16 protein-coding genes and 1 pseudogene are annotated in these 18792 nt (G+C 54.9%); 13 read left to right on the top strand and 4 right to left on the bottom strand.

The window, feature by feature from the left end; translation table 11 throughout:
• The first annotated feature begins 2 nt into the window (after window positions 1-2).
• A complete protein-coding gene (gene thrC / locus QLG09_RS05730) occupies window positions 3-1289 on the top strand; it encodes a threonine synthase (protein ID WP_020882536.1) in 1287 nt (428 codons plus the stop codon).
• A gap of 211 nt (window positions 1290-1500) precedes the next feature.
• On the top strand, window positions 1501-1800 hold the full coding sequence (locus QLG09_RS05725) for a DUF2502 domain-containing protein (RefSeq protein WP_020882537.1): 300 nt from the start codon (window positions 1501-1503) through the stop codon (window positions 1798-1800).
• 31 nt (window positions 1801-1831) lie between these two features.
• On the opposite strand, the gene yaaA is transcribed toward QLG09_RS05725, so the two are convergent.
• Entirely contained in the window at window positions 1832-2605 is a 774-nt protein-coding gene (gene yaaA, locus QLG09_RS05720) for a peroxide stress protein YaaA (protein WP_025205476.1), read from the bottom strand.
• Between the two features lie 66 nt (window positions 2606-2671).
• Window positions 2672-4102 carry a sodium:alanine symporter family protein gene (locus tag QLG09_RS05715; RefSeq protein ID WP_032681687.1) on the bottom strand — a complete coding sequence of 477 codons (1431 nt, stop codon included), beginning with the start codon at window positions 4100-4102 and terminating at the stop codon, window positions 2672-2674.
• Between the two features lie 262 nt (window positions 4103-4364).
• On the opposite strand from QLG09_RS05715, the gene tal reads away from it, so the two are divergent.
• The 3 genes from tal to QLG09_RS05700 all read left to right on the top strand — a co-directional run bounded on the left by tal (window position 4365) and on the right by QLG09_RS05700 (window position 7462).
• Window positions 4365-5318, top strand: coding sequence for a transaldolase (tal, locus tag QLG09_RS05710; RefSeq protein WP_014168563.1), 954 nt, complete (start codon window positions 4365-4367; stop codon window positions 5316-5318).
• A gap of 111 nt (window positions 5319-5429) precedes the next feature.
• Window positions 5430-6017, top strand: coding sequence for a molybdopterin adenylyltransferase (gene mog / locus QLG09_RS05705; RefSeq protein WP_020882540.1), 588 nt, complete (start codon window positions 5430-5432; stop codon window positions 6015-6017).
• Between the two features lie 122 nt (window positions 6018-6139).
• A complete protein-coding gene (locus tag QLG09_RS05700) occupies window positions 6140-7462 on the top strand; it encodes an MFS transporter (RefSeq protein WP_032681686.1) in 1323 nt (440 codons plus the stop codon).
• Here QLG09_RS05700 and satP read toward each other — a convergent pair.
• On the bottom strand, window positions 7439-8005 hold the full coding sequence (satP, locus tag QLG09_RS05695; protein WP_049023055.1) for an acetate uptake transporter: 567 nt from the start codon (window positions 8003-8005) through the stop codon (window positions 7439-7441). The genes QLG09_RS05700 and satP overlap by 24 nt on opposite strands.
• Window positions 8006-8302: 297 nt before the next feature.
• Here satP and dnaK point away from each other — a divergent pair, with 297 nt between their 5' ends.
• The 4 genes from dnaK to nhaR all read left to right on the top strand — a co-directional run bounded on the left by dnaK (window position 8303) and on the right by nhaR (window position 13764).
• Window positions 8303-10216, top strand: coding sequence for a molecular chaperone DnaK (dnaK, locus tag QLG09_RS05690; RefSeq protein WP_014168568.1), 1914 nt, complete (start codon window positions 8303-8305; stop codon window positions 10214-10216).
• A gap of 87 nt (window positions 10217-10303) precedes the next feature.
• Window positions 10304-11449, top strand: a complete 1146-nt coding sequence (gene dnaJ, locus QLG09_RS05685) for a molecular chaperone DnaJ (protein WP_020882543.1) — start codon at window positions 10304-10306, stop codon at window positions 11447-11449.
• A 182-nt stretch (window positions 11450-11631) separates the two neighbouring features.
• Entirely contained in the window at window positions 11632-12807 is a 1176-nt protein-coding gene (gene nhaA, locus QLG09_RS05680; protein WP_014168571.1) for a Na+/H+ antiporter NhaA, read from the top strand.
• Between the two features lie 57 nt (window positions 12808-12864).
• Window positions 12865-13764, top strand: a complete 900-nt coding sequence (gene nhaR / locus QLG09_RS05675; protein WP_014168572.1) for a transcriptional activator NhaR — start codon at window positions 12865-12867, stop codon at window positions 13762-13764.
• A gap of 59 nt (window positions 13765-13823) precedes the next feature.
• Here nhaR and rpsT read toward each other — a convergent pair whose 3' ends face one another.
• The gene (gene rpsT / locus QLG09_RS05670) at window positions 13824-14087 is read right to left on the bottom strand and encodes a 30S ribosomal protein S20 (RefSeq protein ID WP_008502037.1); all 264 of its coding nucleotides are present in this window, start codon (window positions 14085-14087) and stop codon (window positions 13824-13826) included.
• A gap of 102 nt (window positions 14088-14189) precedes the next feature.
• Here rpsT and QLG09_RS05665 point away from each other — a divergent pair.
• The 4 genes and pseudogenes from QLG09_RS05665 to lspA all read left to right on the top strand — a co-directional run bounded on the left by QLG09_RS05665 (window position 14190) and on the right by lspA (window position 18705).
• A pseudogene (locus tag QLG09_RS05665) lies at window positions 14190-14408 on the top strand (DUF2575 domain-containing protein).
• A 7-nt stretch (window positions 14409-14415) separates the two neighbouring features.
• Complete coding sequence (gene ribF, locus QLG09_RS05660; RefSeq protein ID WP_014168574.1) at window positions 14416-15354, top strand: bifunctional riboflavin kinase/FAD synthetase; 939 nt, start codon at window positions 14416-14418, stop codon at window positions 15352-15354.
• A 34-nt stretch (window positions 15355-15388) separates the two neighbouring features.
• Window positions 15389-18205, top strand: coding sequence for an isoleucine--tRNA ligase (ileS, locus tag QLG09_RS05655; protein ID WP_049023056.1), 2817 nt, complete (start codon window positions 15389-15391; stop codon window positions 18203-18205).
• Window positions 18205-18705: a signal peptidase II gene (gene lspA, locus QLG09_RS05650; RefSeq protein ID WP_020882545.1), complete on the top strand. Its 501-nt coding sequence runs from the start codon at window positions 18205-18207 to the stop codon at window positions 18703-18705. Before ileS ends, lspA begins: the two co-directional genes overlap by 1 nt.
• Window positions 18706-18792 lie beyond the last annotated feature (87 nt).

Below are 18792 nucleotides of genomic sequence, written 5' to 3'. Positions count from 1 at the left end.
GAATGAAACTCTACAACCTTAAAGATCATAACGAGCAGGTCAGCTTCGCGCAGGCGGTGACTCAGGGACTGGGCAAAAATCAGGGGCTGTTCTTCCCCCATGACCTGCCGGAATTTCAGCTGACCGACATTGATGAACTGCTGAAGCAGGACTTTGTCACCCGCAGCACTAAAATTCTCTCTGCCTTTATCGGCGATGAAATCCCGCAGGAGCTGCTGGAAGAGCGCGTGCGTGCAGCGTTCGCTTTCCCGGCACCGGTTAAGCAGGTTGAGCCGGATGTCGGCTGCCTTGAGCTGTTCCATGGTCCAACCCTGGCGTTTAAAGACTTCGGTGGCCGCTTTATGGCGCAGATGCTGACCCACATCAGCGGCGACAAACCGGTAACGATTCTGACGGCGACCTCCGGCGATACCGGTGCGGCCGTTGCCCATGCGTTCTACGGTCTGAAGAACGTTCGCGTGGTGATCCTCTACCCGAAAGGCAAAATCAGTCCGCTGCAGGAGAAACTGTTCTGTACGCTCGGGGGCAACATTGAAACCGTGGCGATTGACGGCGATTTCGATGCCTGTCAGGCGCTGGTCAAGCAGGCCTTCGATGATGAAGAGCTGAAAGTGGCACTGGGTCTGAACTCGGCGAACTCCATTAACATCAGCCGTCTGCTGGCGCAGATCTGCTACTACTTCGAAGCGGTTGCACAGCTGCCACAGGAGGCGCGCAATCAGCTGGTCGTTTCCGTACCAAGCGGCAACTTTGGTGACCTGACGGCGGGCCTGCTGGCGAAATCGCTCGGCCTGCCGGTAAAACGCTTTATCGCCGCCACCAACGCCAACGACACCGTGCCGCGCTTCCTGAAAGACGGTAAATGGGCGCCGAACGCCACGCAGGCGACGCTTTCGAATGCGATGGACGTAAGCCAGCCGAATAACTGGCCGCGTGTGGAAGAGCTGTTCCGCCGTAAGGTCTGGCGTCTGGGCGATCTGGGTTATGCCGCGGTGACGGATGAGACCACCAAAGCCACCCTGCGTGAGCTGAAAGCGGTGGGGTACACCTCTGAACCGCATGCGGCGATCGCTTACCGTGCGCTGCGCGATCAGCTGAATCCGGGGGAGTATGGCCTGTTCCTGGGAACGGCTCATCCGGCGAAGTTCAAAGAGAGCGTGGAAGTGATTCTGGGTGAAACGCTGCCGCTGCCAAAAGAGCTGGCCGAGCGTGCGGACCTGCCGCTGCTTTCGCATGAACTGCCCGCGGATTTCGCCGCGCTGCGTAAGTTGATGATGACGCGCGGATAACGGTTCTGTCACCCTATGCAGGCCGGGTAAGGTGAAACTTACCCGGCTTTTTTTATGGAGAAATTAAGGAGAAAAATAGCAGTAAAAAAGCAGAAATTCCCAATAAATGCGGTCACTTAGCGATTAGGATTGCAGAGAATAACATCCCCCGTCCTCCTCACGTATTCTCCTTACATCGGCCCACATCGGGTAAATGAATAAGGAGTCACCTATGTCTAAACTGAAACCTGCTCTGCTGGTGCTTTCAATGATGCTGGTCGCTCCGATGGCGGTTCAGGCCTCTGAAATCACCCTCGTCCCTGCGGTAAAACTGCAGATTGGCGATCAGGATAATCGTGGTCACTACTGGGATGGTGGTCGCTGGCGCGACCATGACTGGTGGAAGGCTCACTATGACTGGCGCGATAATCACTGGCGCCCACATGACGAGCATCACGATCGTCATCATGATGACCACCATCACGATCGTCACGACGACCCGCGTCCTGGCCCAGACTGGAAACACCATTAATGCAAAACCCCGCCATCTGGCGGGGTTTGTTTTACTGCTCGTGGCGCTTAAACACCAGTTCGCCTTTTCCCGACGCTTCTTCATCGAAGAAGTAGCCTTCGCTGTTGAAGCCGGTCAGTTGCTCCGGCTTCGTCAGGCGGTTCTGAATGATGTAGCGGCTCATCAGCCCACGCGCTTTTTTGGCGTAGAAGCTGATGACCTTGAACTTGCCGTTTTTCTCATCGAGGAAAACGGGCTTGATAATTTCCGCATCCAGCTTTTTCGGCTTCACCGATTTGTAGTATTCATCGGAGGCCAGATTGATCACCACATTATCGCCCTGAGCACGCAGCGCAGCGTTCAGTTTGTCGGTGATGATATCGCCCCAGAAATGGTACAGATCTTTGCCTTTAGGGTTTTCCAGGCGGATACCCATCTCCAGACGATATGGCTGCATCAGGTCCAACGGGCGCAGCACGCCGTACAGACCTGACAACATGCGCAGATGCTGCTGGGCGAAGTCGAAATCGGCTTCGCTAAAATCTTCCGCCTGCAGGCCGGTATACACATCACCTTTAAACGCCAGAAGCGCCTGGCGGGCGTTGTTCGGCGTGAAGTCCGGGTGCCACTCGTGGAAACGGGTCGCGTTAAGATCCGCCAGTTTGTCGCTGATGCTCATCAGCGAGGCAATTTGTGGCGCAGAGAGCTTACGCGCGACGTGAATCAGCTGTTGCGAATAGTCCAGCAGTTCAGGCTGGGTATAGCGCTCGGTGGCGAGCGGGCTCTGGTAATCGAGCGTTTTAGCAGGTGAAATCAGAATCAGCATATCCAGTCCTTGCAGGAAATTTAGAGCGACTTTAGCAAAAAATCGCCCTCAATTGATCGATAGCTGTTATTGCCGTGGCAAATCATCCCAGGTGCCGGGCGCAATTTGCGCCTGGATGTCGGGATAACGCGAGGCATCAAAGACCGGCGGTACGCCCAGTTTGCGCTGACGAAGATAGTCCCGTGCGATAAGCGTAACCACGGGTGAGAGCAGCAGGATCGCCGTCAGGTTAGTGATGGCCATGAGCGCCATAAAGACATCCGCCAGTTGCCAGACCAGCGGCATGCTGAGCAGCGAACCTGCTAACACCATCAGTATCACCCCGAGGCGCAGCAGCGTGATCATACGGCGGGAGTCCACTTTCAGGAAAATAAGGTTATTTTCGGCGTAGAGGTAATTCACAACAATCGAGCTGAAGGCGAATAACAGCAGGATGAGCGAGACAAACCCGGCTCCCCAGCCGCCCGTCAGATTCACGAGTGCCTGCTGAAGCAGTTGTATGCCGGCTGTTTCCGATGAGTGAGGTACCGGGCCAGCCAGCAGCAGGATCATGGCGCTGGCGGAACAGATAATAATGGTGTCCGTAAAAACGCCAATCATCTGAACAATGCCTTGTGCCGCCGGGTGGGGCGGCCAGGACGCGGCGGCGGCTGCGGCATTGGGCGTTGATCCCATACCGGCTTCATTGGAGAACATTCCGCGCTGAAAGCCCGACATCAGCGCCTGGCTGAACGTATAGCCCAGTGCGCCCGATGCCGCCTCGCGCCAGCCAAATGCGCTTTTGAAGATGGTTGCAATCACTTCCGGCACCTGCTCGATATGCCGTGCGGCGACGAACAGGCTGGCGGCAACCCACAGCAGCGCCATGACAGGCACCAGCCACTGCATCAGGCGGGCGACACCTTTTAGGCCGGTCGAAATGGTCAGCAGGATACAGAGGGCTAAAACAAGCCCGGTGATCCACTCCGGACACGCAAAGGCATAGCGCAAGGCATGGGCAACAGAATTCGCCTGAACGGTATTGAAAATCAGACCGTACGCGAGCAGTAAAAACAGCGAAAACAGCACGCCCATCCAGCGCATTCCTAAGCCACGCGCCATGTACCAGGCCGGGCCGCCGCGAAACTGTCCGTTTTTATCTTTTTCTTTGTAGAGTTGGGCGAGGGCGCTCTCGGCAAAGGAGGTGGCCATCCCGATAAGCGCCGTGACCCACATCCAGAAAACGGCGCCCGGGCCACCGGCGCTGATGGCCAGTGCCACCCCCGCCATATTACCGCTGCCGAGGCGTGCAGCAATGCTGGTGCAGAGGGCCTGGAAAGAGGTTAATCCGCCTGGCTGGGGCGTGACGCTGTTTTTCAGACTTCTGCCAAATTTGCGAATATAACGAAACTGGATAAACCCGCTGCGTAGCGTAAACCAAATACCTGCACCCAGCAGCAGGTATATCATTATCGAACCCCAAAGGACTTCATTAATAAAGAAAAGGAAATCAGGCATTAACGTCCCTCTTGTTGATGCCAAAATGAATATGTAAGCGCTACCACTGATTGGACATGCTGTTACTTAGCAGCCTGTTAATATTCTGAGTTTATCATACTCTGTCTAAGCGCACTGTCTGCGGTTGCGCTACCCCTCCGTCGTGTTATCATCAGGGCAGACCGGTTACATCCCCCTAACAAGTAAACCTGTCATTTTTCCGCTGCAGGCATGCTGTCGGTAGCGTGAATTATCCAGGGCACGTTAAAAGAGAAACACTATCATGACGGATAAATTGACCTCCCTTCGTCAGTTCACCACTGTCGTAGCTGACACCGGAGATATCGCGGCAATGAAGCTGTACCAGCCGCAGGATGCCACCACCAACCCTTCTCTGATCCTTAACGCCGCACAGATCCCTGAGTATCGCAAACTGATTGACGACGCAGTGACCTGGGCGAAAGCACAGAGCAACGACCGCGCGCAGCAGGTTGTTGATGCCACTGATAAACTGGCCGTGAACATTGGTCTGGAAATTCTGAAACTGGTTCCTGGCCGCATCTCTACCGAAGTTGACGCACGTCTCTCCTACGACACCGAAGCGTCTATTGCCAAAGCAAAACGTCTGATCAAAATGTACAACGATGCCGGCATCAGCAATGACCGCATCCTGATCAAACTGGCGTCGACCTGGCAGGGTATTCGTGCAGCTGAACAGCTGGAAAAAGACGGTATCAACTGTAACCTGACGCTGCTGTTCTCCTTCGCACAGGCGCGTGCATGTGCGGAAGCCGGCGTATACCTGATTTCTCCATTCGTTGGCCGTATTCTGGACTGGTACAAAGCCAACACGGATAAGAAAGAGTACGCGGCATCTGAAGATCCAGGCGTCGTTTCCGTGACCGAAATCTACGAATACTACAAACAGCACGGTTATGAGACTGTGGTGATGGGCGCAAGCTTCCGTAACGTAGGTGAAATCATCGAACTGGCTGGCTGTGACCGCCTGACCATCGCCCCGGCACTGCTGAAAGAGCTGGCTGAAAGCGAAGGTGCTATCGAGCGTAAACTGTCCTACACCGGTGAAGTGAAAGCGCGTCCGGAGCGCATCACTGAATCTGAGTTCCTGTGGCAGCATAACCAGGATCCAATGGCTGTAGATAAACTGGCGGACGGTATCCGTAAGTTTGCTATCGACCAGGAAAAACTGGAAAAAATGATCGGCGACCTGCTGTAATCATTCTGCGTGACCGGGTCCCCGGTCACGCTACTTCTTTCGTACTCTGTCTGAATTTCCCCTCTGCGTGTATCATTCCCTTTAATCAGTACTTTTTTGAATGGAATGGATATGAATACCTTACGCATCGGCTTAGTGTCGATTTCTGACCGCGCCTCCAGCGGTGTTTATCAGGATAAAGGCATCCCCGCGCTGGAAGAATGGCTGGGCAGTGCGTTGACAACCCCCTTTGAGATCCAGACCCGCCTGATCCCTGACGAGCAGCCAATTATCGAACAGACACTCTGTGAGCTGGTGGATGAGATGAGCTGCCACCTGGTATTGACCACGGGAGGCACCGGACCTGCGCGCCGGGACGTCACTCCGGATGCCACGCTGGCGGTTGCCGATCGTGAGATGCCTGGCTTCGGTGAGCAGATGCGCCAGATCAGTCTACACTTTGTCCCGACGGCGATCCTCTCCCGTCAGGTCGGGGTGATCCGCAAGCAGGCATTGATTCTGAATTTGCCGGGCCAGCCGAAGTCCATCAAAGAGACGCTTGAAGGACTGAAAGCGGAAGATGGCAGCGTGATCGTGCACGGGATTTTTGCAAGTGTACCGTATTGTATACAGTTACTTGACGGCCCGTATGTGGAGACCGATGAGAAAGTGGTAGCAGCTTTTCGTCCGAAAAACGCCCGTCGCGAGACAATCTCCTGAAATTAATCAATATGTGACATTAGCTGAAGCGACGGTAGCGTGGTAAGGGTTTTACGGTATAGTAATATTTTCTTTACGTTTGCTGTAAAAATAAATCCACAACACAAGCCAAATGGTTCGCTATGTCACATAACACCCGACCTCTGAATCGACAGGACTACAAAACCCTCACGCTCGCGGCCTTAGGCGGTGCGCTGGAGTTTTACGACTTTATCATCTTCGTCTTCTTCGCCGCCGTGGTGGGGGAGCTTTTCTTCCCGGCAGATATCCCGGAGTGGTTGCGCCAGGTGCAAACCTTCGGCATTTTTGCCGCCGGGTATCTGGCACGACCGCTGGGTGGCATTGTGATGGCCCACTTTGGTGACCTGGTCGGGCGTAAGAAGATGTTCACGCTCAGCATTTTACTGATGGCCGTGCCGACGCTGGCCATTGGTCTGCTGCCTACTTACGCCTCAATGGGCATTGTTGCTCCGCTGCTGCTGTTGCTGATGCGCATTCTTCAGGGGGCGGCAATTGGCGGCGAAGTGCCGGGGGCCTGGGTATTTGTGGCGGAGCATGTGCCGGCGCGCCGCATCGGCATCGCCTGTGGAACCTTAACGGCGGGGCTGACTGTCGGTATCCTCCTCGGTTCAGTGGTGGCCACTATCGTGAATACCAGCATGACGCAACAGGCGGTTCACGACTGGGGATGGCGCGTACCGTTCCTGCTCGGCGGGGCGTTTGGCCTGGTGGCGATGTATCTTCGCCGCTGGCTGCAGGAGACACCCATTTTCCTTGAGATGCAGCAGCGCAAGGCGCTGGCGCAGGAGTTGCCGGTAAAAGCCGTGGTGGTGCGCCACCGAAGCGCGGTTGTGGTGTCGATGCTGCTCACCTGGCTGCTGTCGGCGGGCATCGTGGTCGTTATCTTAATGTCTCCGGTATGGCTGCAAAAGCAGTACGGTTTTGCGCCGGCGGTAACGTTGCAGGCAAACAGTATCGCCACCATTATGCTCTGCTTTGGCTGTCTGGCCGCGGGGCTGGCCGTTGATCGTATCGGTGCCGGCCTGACTTTCATCATCGGCAGTCTGCTGCTGGCTGCGTCGAGCTGGGCGTTTTACCACCTGGCAGGCAGCCATCCTGAACAGCTGTTCCTGCTCTACGGTACGGTCGGGCTGTGCGTGGGGGTTGTCGGTGCAGTGCCGTATGTGATGGTGCGAGCTTTTCCGCCAGAGGTCCGCTTCACCGGGATCTCTTTTTCCTATAACGTCTCTTACGCCATCTTTGGCGGGCTGACGCCGATTGCGGTCACGGTGTTGATGGGAGTATCCCCGATGGCTCCCGCCTGGTATGTGCTCGCGCTGTCGGTGATGGGGCTGGTGTTAGGCATTTGGCTTCGGCAGAAACAGGGATGTCGTGCCCGCGAGGCGGACACGACAGATGGATCAGTGTTTTTCACCAATCGGTAGGATGGTGCGGTCAAACTGCTCGTTCAGCACTTCACCCATTGCCAGGTAGATAGCGCTTGCGCCGCACACCAGACCAATCCAGCCGGCAATATGCACGATGCTTTCGTTATCCACGAGGTGGCCGATCGCCAGCAGGGCGAACAGCACGGTCAGGCTCAGGAAAACAAACTGCAGTGCGCGGTTGCCTTTCAGGGTGCCGAAGAACATAAACAGCGTGAAGATGCCCCACAGACCAAGGTAAACGCCCAGGAAATGTGCGTTTGCCGCATCTGCCAGGCCCATTTTAGGCATCAGCAGGATCGCGACCAGGGTCAGCCAGAAAGAACCATAAGAGGTAAATGCGGTTAAGCCGAAGGTGTTGCCTTTCTTATATTCCAGCAGGCCCGCGAAGATTTGCGCGATACCGCCGTAAAAAATGCCCATCGCCAGGATAATGCCATCCATCGGGAACATCCCGATGTTGTGCAGGTTCAGCAGGATAGTGGTCATGCCAAAACCCATCAGGCCCAGCGGAGCCGGATTAGCCAACTTAGTGTTGCCCATAAGTCCTCAAAAAAATCATCATTAATATGGTGAAATGGTTAAACCCGCGTCAGTTCTCCCTGACGGGGCGCGGCATCATAATGGGCGCAATCAATGCCGTCTATGATCTCATCAGGGTGAAATTAAAAATTTTTTTTACCGTTCCCCCTTGATGGACGCTGGCGCGACCCCATCTTGTAGTCAACCGCAGTGTGTGGACCTGAAAAAAATCAATTGTGGGCAGTTGAAAAAGCACGTTCTGCCCTTATTACAGGTACACAACCACATGTTGACTGAATTTTAAGTGGAGACGTTTAGATGGGTAAAATTATTGGTATCGACCTGGGTACTACCAACTCTTGTGTAGCGATTATGGATGGCACTACCGCACGCGTGCTGGAGAACGCCGAGGGCGATCGCACCACGCCTTCTATCATTGCTTATACCCAGGATGGTGAAACTCTGGTTGGTCAGCCGGCTAAACGTCAGGCAGTGACAAACCCGCAAAATACCCTGTTTGCGATTAAACGCCTGATTGGCCGCCGCTTCCAGGACGAAGAAGTTCAGCGTGACGTTTCTATCATGCCTTACAAAATCATCGCAGCAGATAACGGCGATGCATGGCTTGATGTGAAAGGCACCAAAACGGCACCACCGCAGATCTCTGCTGAAGTGCTGAAAAAAATGAAGAAAACCGCAGAAGATTACCTGGGTGAGCCGGTAACTGAAGCTGTTATCACCGTTCCTGCTTACTTCAACGATGCTCAGCGTCAGGCAACGAAAGATGCTGGCCGTATCGCAGGTCTGGAAGTAAAACGTATCATCAACGAACCAACCGCAGCGGCACTGGCTTACGGTCTGGATAAAGAAGTTGGCAACCGTACTATCGCGGTTTACGACCTGGGTGGTGGTACTTTCGATATCTCTATTATCGAAATCGACGAAGTTGATGGCGAAAAAACCTTCGAAGTTCTGGCAACCAACGGTGATACCCACCTGGGTGGTGAAGACTTCGATACCCGTCTGATCAACTACCTCGTTGACGAGTTCAAGAAAGATCAGGGCATTGACCTGCGTAACGACCCGCTGGCAATGCAGCGCCTGAAAGAAGCCGCTGAGAAAGCGAAGATCGAACTGTCTTCCGCTCAGCAGACCGACGTGAACCTGCCGTATATCACTGCAGACGCGACCGGTCCTAAACACATGAACATTAAAGTGACCCGTGCGAAACTGGAAAGCCTGGTAGAAGACCTGGTGAACCGTTCCATCGAGCCACTGAAAGTTGCTCTGCAGGATGCTGGCCTGTCCGTGTCTGATATCAACGACGTTATCCTCGTTGGTGGCCAGACCCGTATGCCAATGGTTCAGAAGAAAGTGGCTGAATTCTTTGGTAAAGAGCCACGTAAAGACGTTAACCCGGACGAAGCAGTGGCTATCGGTGCTGCTGTTCAGGGTGGTGTGTTGACGGGTGATGTGAAAGACGTTCTGCTGCTGGACGTTACCCCGCTGTCTCTGGGTATCGAAACCATGGGCGGTGTGATGACGGCGCTTATCACCAAAAACACCACTATCCCTACTAAGCACAGCCAGGTGTTCTCTACTGCTGAAGACAACCAGTCTGCAGTAACCATCCATGTGCTGCAGGGTGAGCGTAAGCGTGCGGCGGATAACAAGTCACTGGGTCAGTTCAACCTGGATGGCATCAACCCGGCGCCACGCGGTATGCCGCAGATCGAAGTAACCTTCGATATCGATGCTGACGGTATCCTGCACGTTTCCGCGAAAGACAAAAACAGCGGTAAAGAGCAGAAGATCACCATTAAGGCCTCTTCCGGTCTGAACGAAGAAGAGATCCAGAAAATGGTTCGTGAAGCAGAAGCGAACGCGGAATCTGACCGTAAGTTCGAAGAGCTGGTTCAGACCCGCAACCAGGGCGACCATCTGCTGCACAGCACCCGTAAGCAGGTTGAAGAAGCCGGCGATAAACTGCCAGCTGAAGACAAAACGGCTATCGAAGCTGCACTGAGCGCGCTGGAAACGTCTCTGAAAGGCGAAGATAAAGCGGATATCGAAGCGAAGATGCAGGAGCTGGCACAGGCTTCTCAGAAGCTGATGGAAATCGCTCAGCAGCAGCACGCCCAACAGCAGGCTGGCGCTGACGCTTCTCAGAACAACGCGAAAGACGACGACGTTGTCGACGCTGAGTTCGAAGAAGTGAAAGACAAAAAATAATCGCCCTGATGCAGGGTAATTAATCGGCACGGGCGTAGGAGAACTCTCCACGCCCGTGCTCGCATGTTAAGGGGCTTAAAAAAACCAATGGCAAAGCAAGACTATTACGAGATTTTAGGCGTTCCGAAAACTGCGGAAGAGCGTGAAATCAAAAAGGCGTATAAGCGCCTGGCCATGAAATTCCACCCGGACCGCAACCAGGGTGACAAAGAGGCTGAAGCCAAATTTAAAGAGATCAAAGAAGCCTACGAAGTCCTGACCGATGCACAGAAACGTGCGGCCTATGACCAGTACGGTCACGCAGCCTTCGAACAAGGCGGCATGGGCGGCGGTGGATTCGGTGGCGGCGGCTTTGGCGGCGGTGCTGACTTCAGCGATATCTTTGGCGATGTTTTCGGCGACATTTTTGGCGGCGGTCGTGGCCGTCAGCGCGCGGCACGCGGCGCCGACCTGCGCTACAACATGGATCTGACGCTGGAAGAGGCCGTACGTGGCGTCACCAAAGAGATCCGTATTCCGACGCTGGAAGAGTGTGACGTTTGCCACGGCAGCGGCGCGAAAGCAGGCACCCAGCCGCAAACCTGTCCAACCTGTCACGGTTCCGGTCAGGTACAGATGCGTCAGGGCTTCTTCGCCGTGCAGCAGGCGTGTCCGCACTGTCATGGTCGCGGTACGCTGATTAAAGACCCCTGCACAAAATGCCACGGTCATGGTCGCGTTGAGAAAACCAAGACGCTGTCCGTTAAAATCCCGGCAGGCGTGGACACGGGCGACCGTATCCGTCTGGCAGGTGAAGGTGAGGCCGGCGAGCACGGTGCACCGGCAGGCGATCTGTACGTTCAGGTTCAGGTCAAGCAGCACGCCATCTTCGAGCGTGAAGGCAACAACCTGTACTGTGAAGTGCCCATCAACTTCGCCATGGCGGCACTCGGTGGCGAAATTGAAGTGCCAACGCTTGATGGTCGCGTCAATCTGAAGGTTCCAGGCGAAACCCAGACCGGCAAGCTGTTCCGCATGCGTGGTAAAGGTGTTAAATCCGTTCGCGGTGGTGCGCAGGGCGACCTGCTGTGCCGCGTGGTGGTTGAAACTCCGGTTGGCCTGAACGACAAGCAGAAACAGCTGCTGAAAGAGCTGCAGGAAAGTTTTGGCGGCCCGACGGGTGAGAAAAACAGCCCGCGCTCCAAAAGCTTCTTCGATGGCGTCAAAAAATTCTTCGACGATTTGACCCGCTAATCCGTTAGCTGGTGTTCATCTCAAAAAGCCCGGAAGCGATTTCGGGCTTTTTCTTTTTGTAGCTGTCCTCATGGCTATCATTCGGTAAAACTGAATATATACTCAACATTAATCTGCTTTTGCCGAGCTGTTTGGCCTGGTATTATGGTTTTACCGAAGTATTGCTGTAAGAGAGAGCCTACGTGAAATTAATACACCGTTTTTTTAGCAGTGAAGCATCAGGCGGCATCATCCTGATTATTGCCGCTGCGGCCGCGATGGCGCTGGCCAATATGGGTTTCACACGCGACTTTTACCACGCGTTTCTGGAAACTCCCGTCGAGCTGAAAGTCGGGGCGCTGGAAATTAATAAGAACATGCTGCTGTGGATCAACGATGCACTGATGGCCGTGTTTTTCCTGCTGGTAGGGCTGGAGGTTAAGCGTGAGCTGGTCCTGGGCTCGCTTGCCAGCCGTCAGCGTGCCGCGTTCCCGGTGATTGCCGCATTCGGGGGGATGGTCATTCCGGCGTTGCTCTTCCTGGCGTTCACCTGGCAGGATCCAGTATCGCGTCACGGCTGGGCCATTCCGGCGGCAACGGATATCGCGTTTGCCCTGGGTGTGCTGGCCTTGCTGGGAAGCCGCGTGCCGGTGGCACTGAAAATCTTCCTGATGGCGCTGGCGATCATTGATGACCTGGGCGCGATTGTCATTATTGCGCTGTTCTACACCAGCGACCTGTCGATCCTGTCGTTGAGCGTTGCCGCAGGAGCGATTGCGGTACTGGCGCTGTTGAACATTTGCAACGTGCGCCGCATCGGGATCTACGTGCTGGTGGGGATGGTGCTGTGGACCGCGGTACTGAAATCAGGCGTGCACGCTACGCTCGCCGGGGTCATCGTCGGCTTCTTCGTTCCGCTTAAGCCGCAGGAGGGGAAATCGCCTGCTAAACAGCTGGAGCATGTACTGCACCCGTGGGTCGCCTTTATGATCCTGCCGCTGTTTGCTTTCGCTAATGCAGGCGTTTCGCTGGAAGGGGTAACCCTTGAGGGACTGACCTCAATGTTGCCGCTGGGCATTATTGCCGGACTGTTTATTGGTAAGCCGCTGGGTATTAGCCTGTTCTGCTGGCTGGCGCTGAAGCTGAAGCTGGCGTCACTGCCGCACGGCACCACGTTTAAGCAGATCATGGCGGTGGGCGTGCTGTGTGGCATTGGGTTTACCATGTCGATCTTTATCTCAACGCTGGCTTTTGGTGCCCATGCGCCTGAGCTTATCGTCTGGGCGAAGCTGGGTATCCTTATCGGATCGTTACTGGCCGCAGTCACTGGCTATACCTTATTGAAGGTCAAACTGTCCGGACCGGTCGTTCAGGCATAACAGGAAACCGGGAGAAGAACACCTTCTCCCGCTACACGATCAGGGAGCGAAGACACGATGTCTCATTTGAATTACAACCACCTTTACTACTTCTGGCACGTCTATAAGCAGGGCTCGGTCGTGGGGGCGGCAGAGGCGCTCTACCTGACGCCGCAGACCATCACCGGGCAAATCAAGGCGCTGGAAGAGCGGCTACAGGGCAAGCTCTTTAAGCGCAAGGGCCGTGGGATTGAGCCAAGTGAGCTGGGCGAACTGGTTTTCCGCTATGCGGATAAAATGTTCACCTTAAGCCAGGAGATGCTGGATATCGTTAACTACCGCAAAGAGTCAAACCTGCTCTTTGACGTCGGCGTGGCGGATGCGTTGTCAAAACGGCTGGTCAGCGGCGTGCTGGATGCGGCGGTGGTTGAAGATGAGCAAATCCACCTGCGCTGTTTTGAATCCACGCACGAGATGCTGCTGGAGCAGCTGAGCCAGCATAAGCTGGATATGATTATCTCGGACTGCCCGATCGACTCTACGCAGCAGGAAGGGCTGTTCTCGGTGAAGATTGGCGAATGCGGGGTCAGCTTCTGGTGCATTAACCCGCCGCCGGAAAAACCGTTTCCTGCCTGTCTGGAGGAGCGTCGTTTGCTGGTGCCAGGCCGGCGCTCCATGCTTGGGCGCAAACTGCTGAACTGGTTTAACTCTCAGGGACTGAAGGTGGAGATCCTCGGCGAGTTTGACGATGCTGCGCTAATGAAAGCCTTTGGTGAGGCGCATAACGCCATCTTCGTTGCACCGACGCTGTACGTGCACGATCTCTATTCAGATAACAAGATTACGGAGATTGGCCGGGTCGATAACGTGATGGAGGAGTATCACGCGATATTTGCAGAAAGGATGATTCAACACCCAGCGGTACAGCGCATCTGTAACCGCGACTACTCGGCGCTGTTTACGCCACCGGCAATCTGAAGATATAAAAAAACCCGCGTTAAGCGGGTTCTTTTAAAACAAGCAACAACAAGTGGCGATTAAGCCAGTTTGTTGATCTGCGCGGTCAGATTTGCTTTATGACGCGCTGCTTTGTTTTTGTGGATCAGACCTTTAGCAGCCTGACGATCCACGATTGGTTGCATTTCATTAAATGCGTTCTGCGCAGCAGCTTTGTCGCCAGCTTCGATAGCTGCGTATACTTTCTTGATGAAAGTACGCATCATAGAGCGACGGCTTGCATTGTGCTTACGAGCCTTTTCAGACTGGATAGCACGTTTCTTAGCTGATTTGATATTAGCCAAGGTCCAACTCCCAAATATGATCTATGTGGACAATTCAAAGGCCGAGGAATATGCCCTCTATACCTTCTTTTGTCAATGGATTTGTGCAAATAAGCGCCGTTGATTGGCGACGCTACGTTACGTAGTGATGGCGCAGGATTCTACCAGCTTGTCGCTCGTGAATACAGCTTTTCGGCACAAAAAACGCAGTTCACGGGCAGATTTTTTTGCTGTGAAAGGTCAGCCTGATGAAATCATTACGGCTTTCTGTTTTGCGCGAACAATCGCCGGTTAACCTTAACCGCTGTACAAGGTATACTTTGGCGATTTTCACTGTTTTGAGCCAGACATGAAGCTGATACGCGGCATACATAATCTCAGCAGAGCACCGCACGGGTGCGTGCTGACCATTGGTAATTTCGACGGCGTGCATCGTGGTCATCAGGCGCTGCTGCAGGGATTGCGTAAAGAAGGGGAGGCGCGTGGCCTGCCCGTTGTAGTGATGATTTTTGAGCCGCAGCCGCTGGAGCTGTTTGCCGGCGATAAATCACCGGCTCGCCTCACTCGCCTGCGCGAGAAGTTGCGCTACCTGGCAGAGTCCGGGGTGGACTACGTATTGTGCGTGCGTTTCGATCGCCGCTTTGCCGCGCTCACAGCACAAAATTTCGTCAGTGACCTGCTGGTCAGGCGCCTTGGCGTGCAGTTTCTGGCCGTGGGTGATGATTTCCGCTTTGGCGCTGGTCGTCAGGGCGATTTCTTGCTATTACAGAAGGCTGGCCTCGAGTACGGCTTTGATGTCACCAGCGCAATGACCTTTTGCGAAGGCGGCGTCCGGGTTAGCAGCACTGCGGTGCGTCAGGCGCTGGCCAACGATGAACTGGATACGGCGGAAACGCTGCTGGGACATCCGTTTAGCATTTCAGGCCGTGTGGTCCATGGCGATGCGCTGGGCCGCACCATAGGTTTCCCGACGGCGAATATACCGCTACGTCGTCAGGTCTCCCCGGTTAAAGGGGTATATGCGGTGGAAGTGGCTGGTCTGGGCGATAAACCGTATTTCGGTGTCGCCAATATTGGCACACGTCCTACAGTCGCCGGTGTCCGTCAACAATTAGAAGTGCACCTGCTGGACGTTGTAATGGACCTTTATGGTCGCCATATAGATGTGATACTGCGTAAAAAAATACGCAATGAGCAGCGATTTGCTTCGCTGGATGAACTAAAGGCGCAAATCGCGCGAGATGAATTAACGGCCCGCGAGTTTTTTGGGCGAGTAAACCCGGCTTAAATGCCTACGTGAAAAATACGGAACCGAGAATCTGATGAGTGACTATAAATCAACCCTGAATTTGCCGGAAACAGGGTTCCCGATGCGCGGCGATCTCGCCAAGCGCGAACCGGGAATGCTGGCGCGTTGGACCGATGATGACCTGTACGGCATCATCCGTGCAGCCAAAAAAGGCAAAAAAACCTTCATTCTGCATGATGGCCCTCCATATGCGAATGGCAGCATTCATATTGGTCACTCTGTAAACAAGATTCTGAAAGACATTATCGTGAAGTCCAAAGGCCTCGCGGGATATGACTCGCCTTACGTTCCGGGCTGGGACTGCCATGGTCTGCCAATCGAACTGAAAGTTGAGCAAGAGTTTGGTAAGCCGGGTGAGAAGTTCACCGCGGCAGAATTCCGCGCAAAATGTCGCGAATACGCGGCCACGCAGGTTGACGGTCAGCGTCAGGACTTTATCCGCCTGGGCGTGCTGGGTGACTGGTCACGTCCGTACCTGACCATGGACTTCAAAACCGAAGCCAACATCATCCGTGCGCTGGGTAAAATCATCGGTAACGGCCATCTGCACAAAGGCGCGAAGCCGGTGCACTGGTGCGTGGACTGCCGTTCTGCGCTGGCAGAAGCGGAAGTGGAGTATTACGACAAAACCTCTCCGTCTATCGACGTGGCCTTCCACGCGGTCGATCAGGAGGCGGTGAAAGCCAAATTTGGCGTGACCTCTGTCAACGGTCCCATCTCGCTGGTTATCTGGACCACCACCCCGTGGACGCTGCCAGCAAACCGCGCGATCTCCCTGTCCGGTGAGTTCGAGTACGCGCTGGTGCAGGTTGACGGTCAGGCGCTGATCCTGGCGAAAGATCTGGTCGAAAGCGTGCTGAAACGCGCGAACATCGCCGACTACACCGTGCTGGGCACCGTGAAAGGTGACGCGCTGGAGCTGATGCGCTTCAAACACCCGTTCCTGGGCTTCGATGTGCCGGCGATTCTGGGCGATCATGTGACGCTGGATGCGGGTACCGGTGCGGTACATACCGCCGGTGGCCACGGTCCTGACGACTACAGCATCAGCCTGAAATACGGTCTTGAAATCGCTAACCCGGTGGGTCCTGACGGCTCTTACCTGCCTGGCACCTACCCGGCGCTGGACGGTATCAACGTCTTCAAAGCGAACGACATCATCGTTGACATGCTGCGCACCAGCGGCGCGCTGCTGCACGTTGAGAAAATGCAGCACAGCTATCCGTGCTGCTGGCGTCACAAATCTCCGATCATCTTCCGTGCGACCCCACAGTGGTTCATCAGCATGGATCAGAAAGGCCTGCGCGAGCAGTCCCTGAAAGAGATCAAAGGCGTGCAGTGGATCCCGGACTGGGGTCAGGCGCGTATCGAATCCATGGTCGCTAACCGTCCTGACTGGTGTATCTCCCGTCAGCGTACCTGGGGCGTGCCAATGTCTCTGTTCGTGCACAAAGAGACACAGGAACTGCACCCGAACACGCTGGCACTGATGGAAGAAGTCGCGAAGCGTGTAGAAGTTGACGGCATTCAGGCATGGTGGGATCTCGATTCCCGCGACATCCTGGGCGCTGATGCAGACAACTACGAGAAAGTGCCTGATACCCTGGACGTGTGGTTTGACTCCGGTTCAACGCACGCGTCTGTTGTTGACGTGCGTCCGGAATTTGCCGGCCACGCGGCAGATATGTATCTGGAAGGTTCTGACCAACACCGCGGCTGGTTCATGTCATCGCTGATGATTTCCACCGCCATGAAAGGTAAAGCACCGTATCGCCAGGTGCTGACCCACGGTTTCACCGTGGATGGTCAGGGCCGTAAGATGTCTAAATCGATCGGTAACACCGTCTCTCCGCAGGACGTGATGAACAAACTAGGCGCGGACATTCTGCGTCTGTGGGTTGCTTCTACCGATTATACCGGCGAAATGGCGGTGTCGGACGAGATCCTGAAACGTGCTGCAGACAGCTATCGTCGTATCCGTAACACCGCGCGCTTCCTGCTGGCGAACCTGAACGGGTTCGATCCGGTAAAAGATATGGTGAAGCCGGAAGAGATGGTGGTGCTGGATCGCTGGGCGGTAGGCTGCGCGAAAGCGGCACAGGAAGATATCCTGAAGGCTTACGAATCTTACGATTTCCACGAAGTGGTGCAGCGCCTGATGCGCTTCTGCTCCATCGAGATGGGCTCGTTCTACCTCGACATCATCAAAGACCGCCAGTACACCGCGAAAGCGGACAGCGTGGCGCGTCGTAGCTGCCAGACTGCGCTGTTCCACATCGCAGAAGCGCTGGTTCGCTGGATGGCACCGATCATGTCCTTCACCGCAGATGAAATCTGGGGTTACCTGCCAGGCGACCGTGAGAAGTATGTCTTCACCGGCGAGTGGTATGAAGGTCTGTTCGATCTCTCCAGCACCGAAGCGATGAACGATGCCTTCTGGGACGAGCTACTGAAAGTGCGTGGCGAAGTGAACAAGGTTATCGAGCAGGCGCGTGCTGACAAGAAAGTCGGCGGCTCGCTGGAAGCGGCAGTTACCCTGTACGCCGAGCCAGAGCTGGCGGCGAAACTGACGGCGCTGGGCGATGAATTACGATTTGTCCTGTTGACCTCCGGTGCGAAAGTTGCGGATTATGCCCAGGCGTCTGCTGATGCACAGCAGAGCGAACTGCTCAAAGGACTGAAAGTCGCACTGAGCAAAGCCGAAGGTGATAAATGCCCGCGTTGCTGGCATTACACCACTGATGTCGGCCAGGTGGCGGAACACGCAGATATCTGCGGACGCTGTGTCAGCAACGTCGCCGGTGACGGCGAGAAACGTAAGTTTGCCTGATGAGTAAAACTCTCTGTTCAACAGGACTGCGCTGGCTGTGGCTGGTGGTGGTAGTGCTGATTATCGATCTGGGCAGCAAGTTCCTGATCCTCCAGAATTTTGCTCTGGGGGAGACGGTGTCGCTGTTCCCGTCGCTTAACCTGCATTACGCACGTAACTACGGTGCGGCGTTTAGTTTCCTTGCTGACAGCGGTGGCTGGCAGCGCTGGTTCTTTGCAGGTATCGCTATCGGTATCTGTGTGGTGCTATCGCTGCTGATGTACCGTTCGAAGGCAACACAAAAGCTAAATAACATCGCCTATGCGCTGATTATCGGTGGCGCGCTGGGCAACCTGTTTGATCGCCTGTGGCATGGCTTTGTGGTCGATATGATCGACTTCTATGTCGGCGACTGGCACTTCGCGACCTTTAACCTCGCCGACAGCGCAATTTGCATCGGCGCGGCGTTAATCGTGCTGGAAGGCTTCTTGCCGAACGCGGCCGCGAAGAAACAGGCTTAAATGTAAATGCCGGGTGGCGCATGCGCCCCCGGCCTACAGAATGTCTGGCCTCCCGTCTCTCACCGGTGGGTCAAAACAAGCGAGCAA

The organism is Enterobacter sp. V89_11 (assembly GCF_029967775.1).
Taxonomy (GTDB): domain Bacteria; phylum Pseudomonadota; class Gammaproteobacteria; order Enterobacterales; family Enterobacteriaceae; genus Enterobacter; species Enterobacter ludwigii.
The sequence above is the reverse complement of the archived record's forward strand: the minus strand, read 5'-3'. Positions and strand labels throughout refer to the sequence as shown.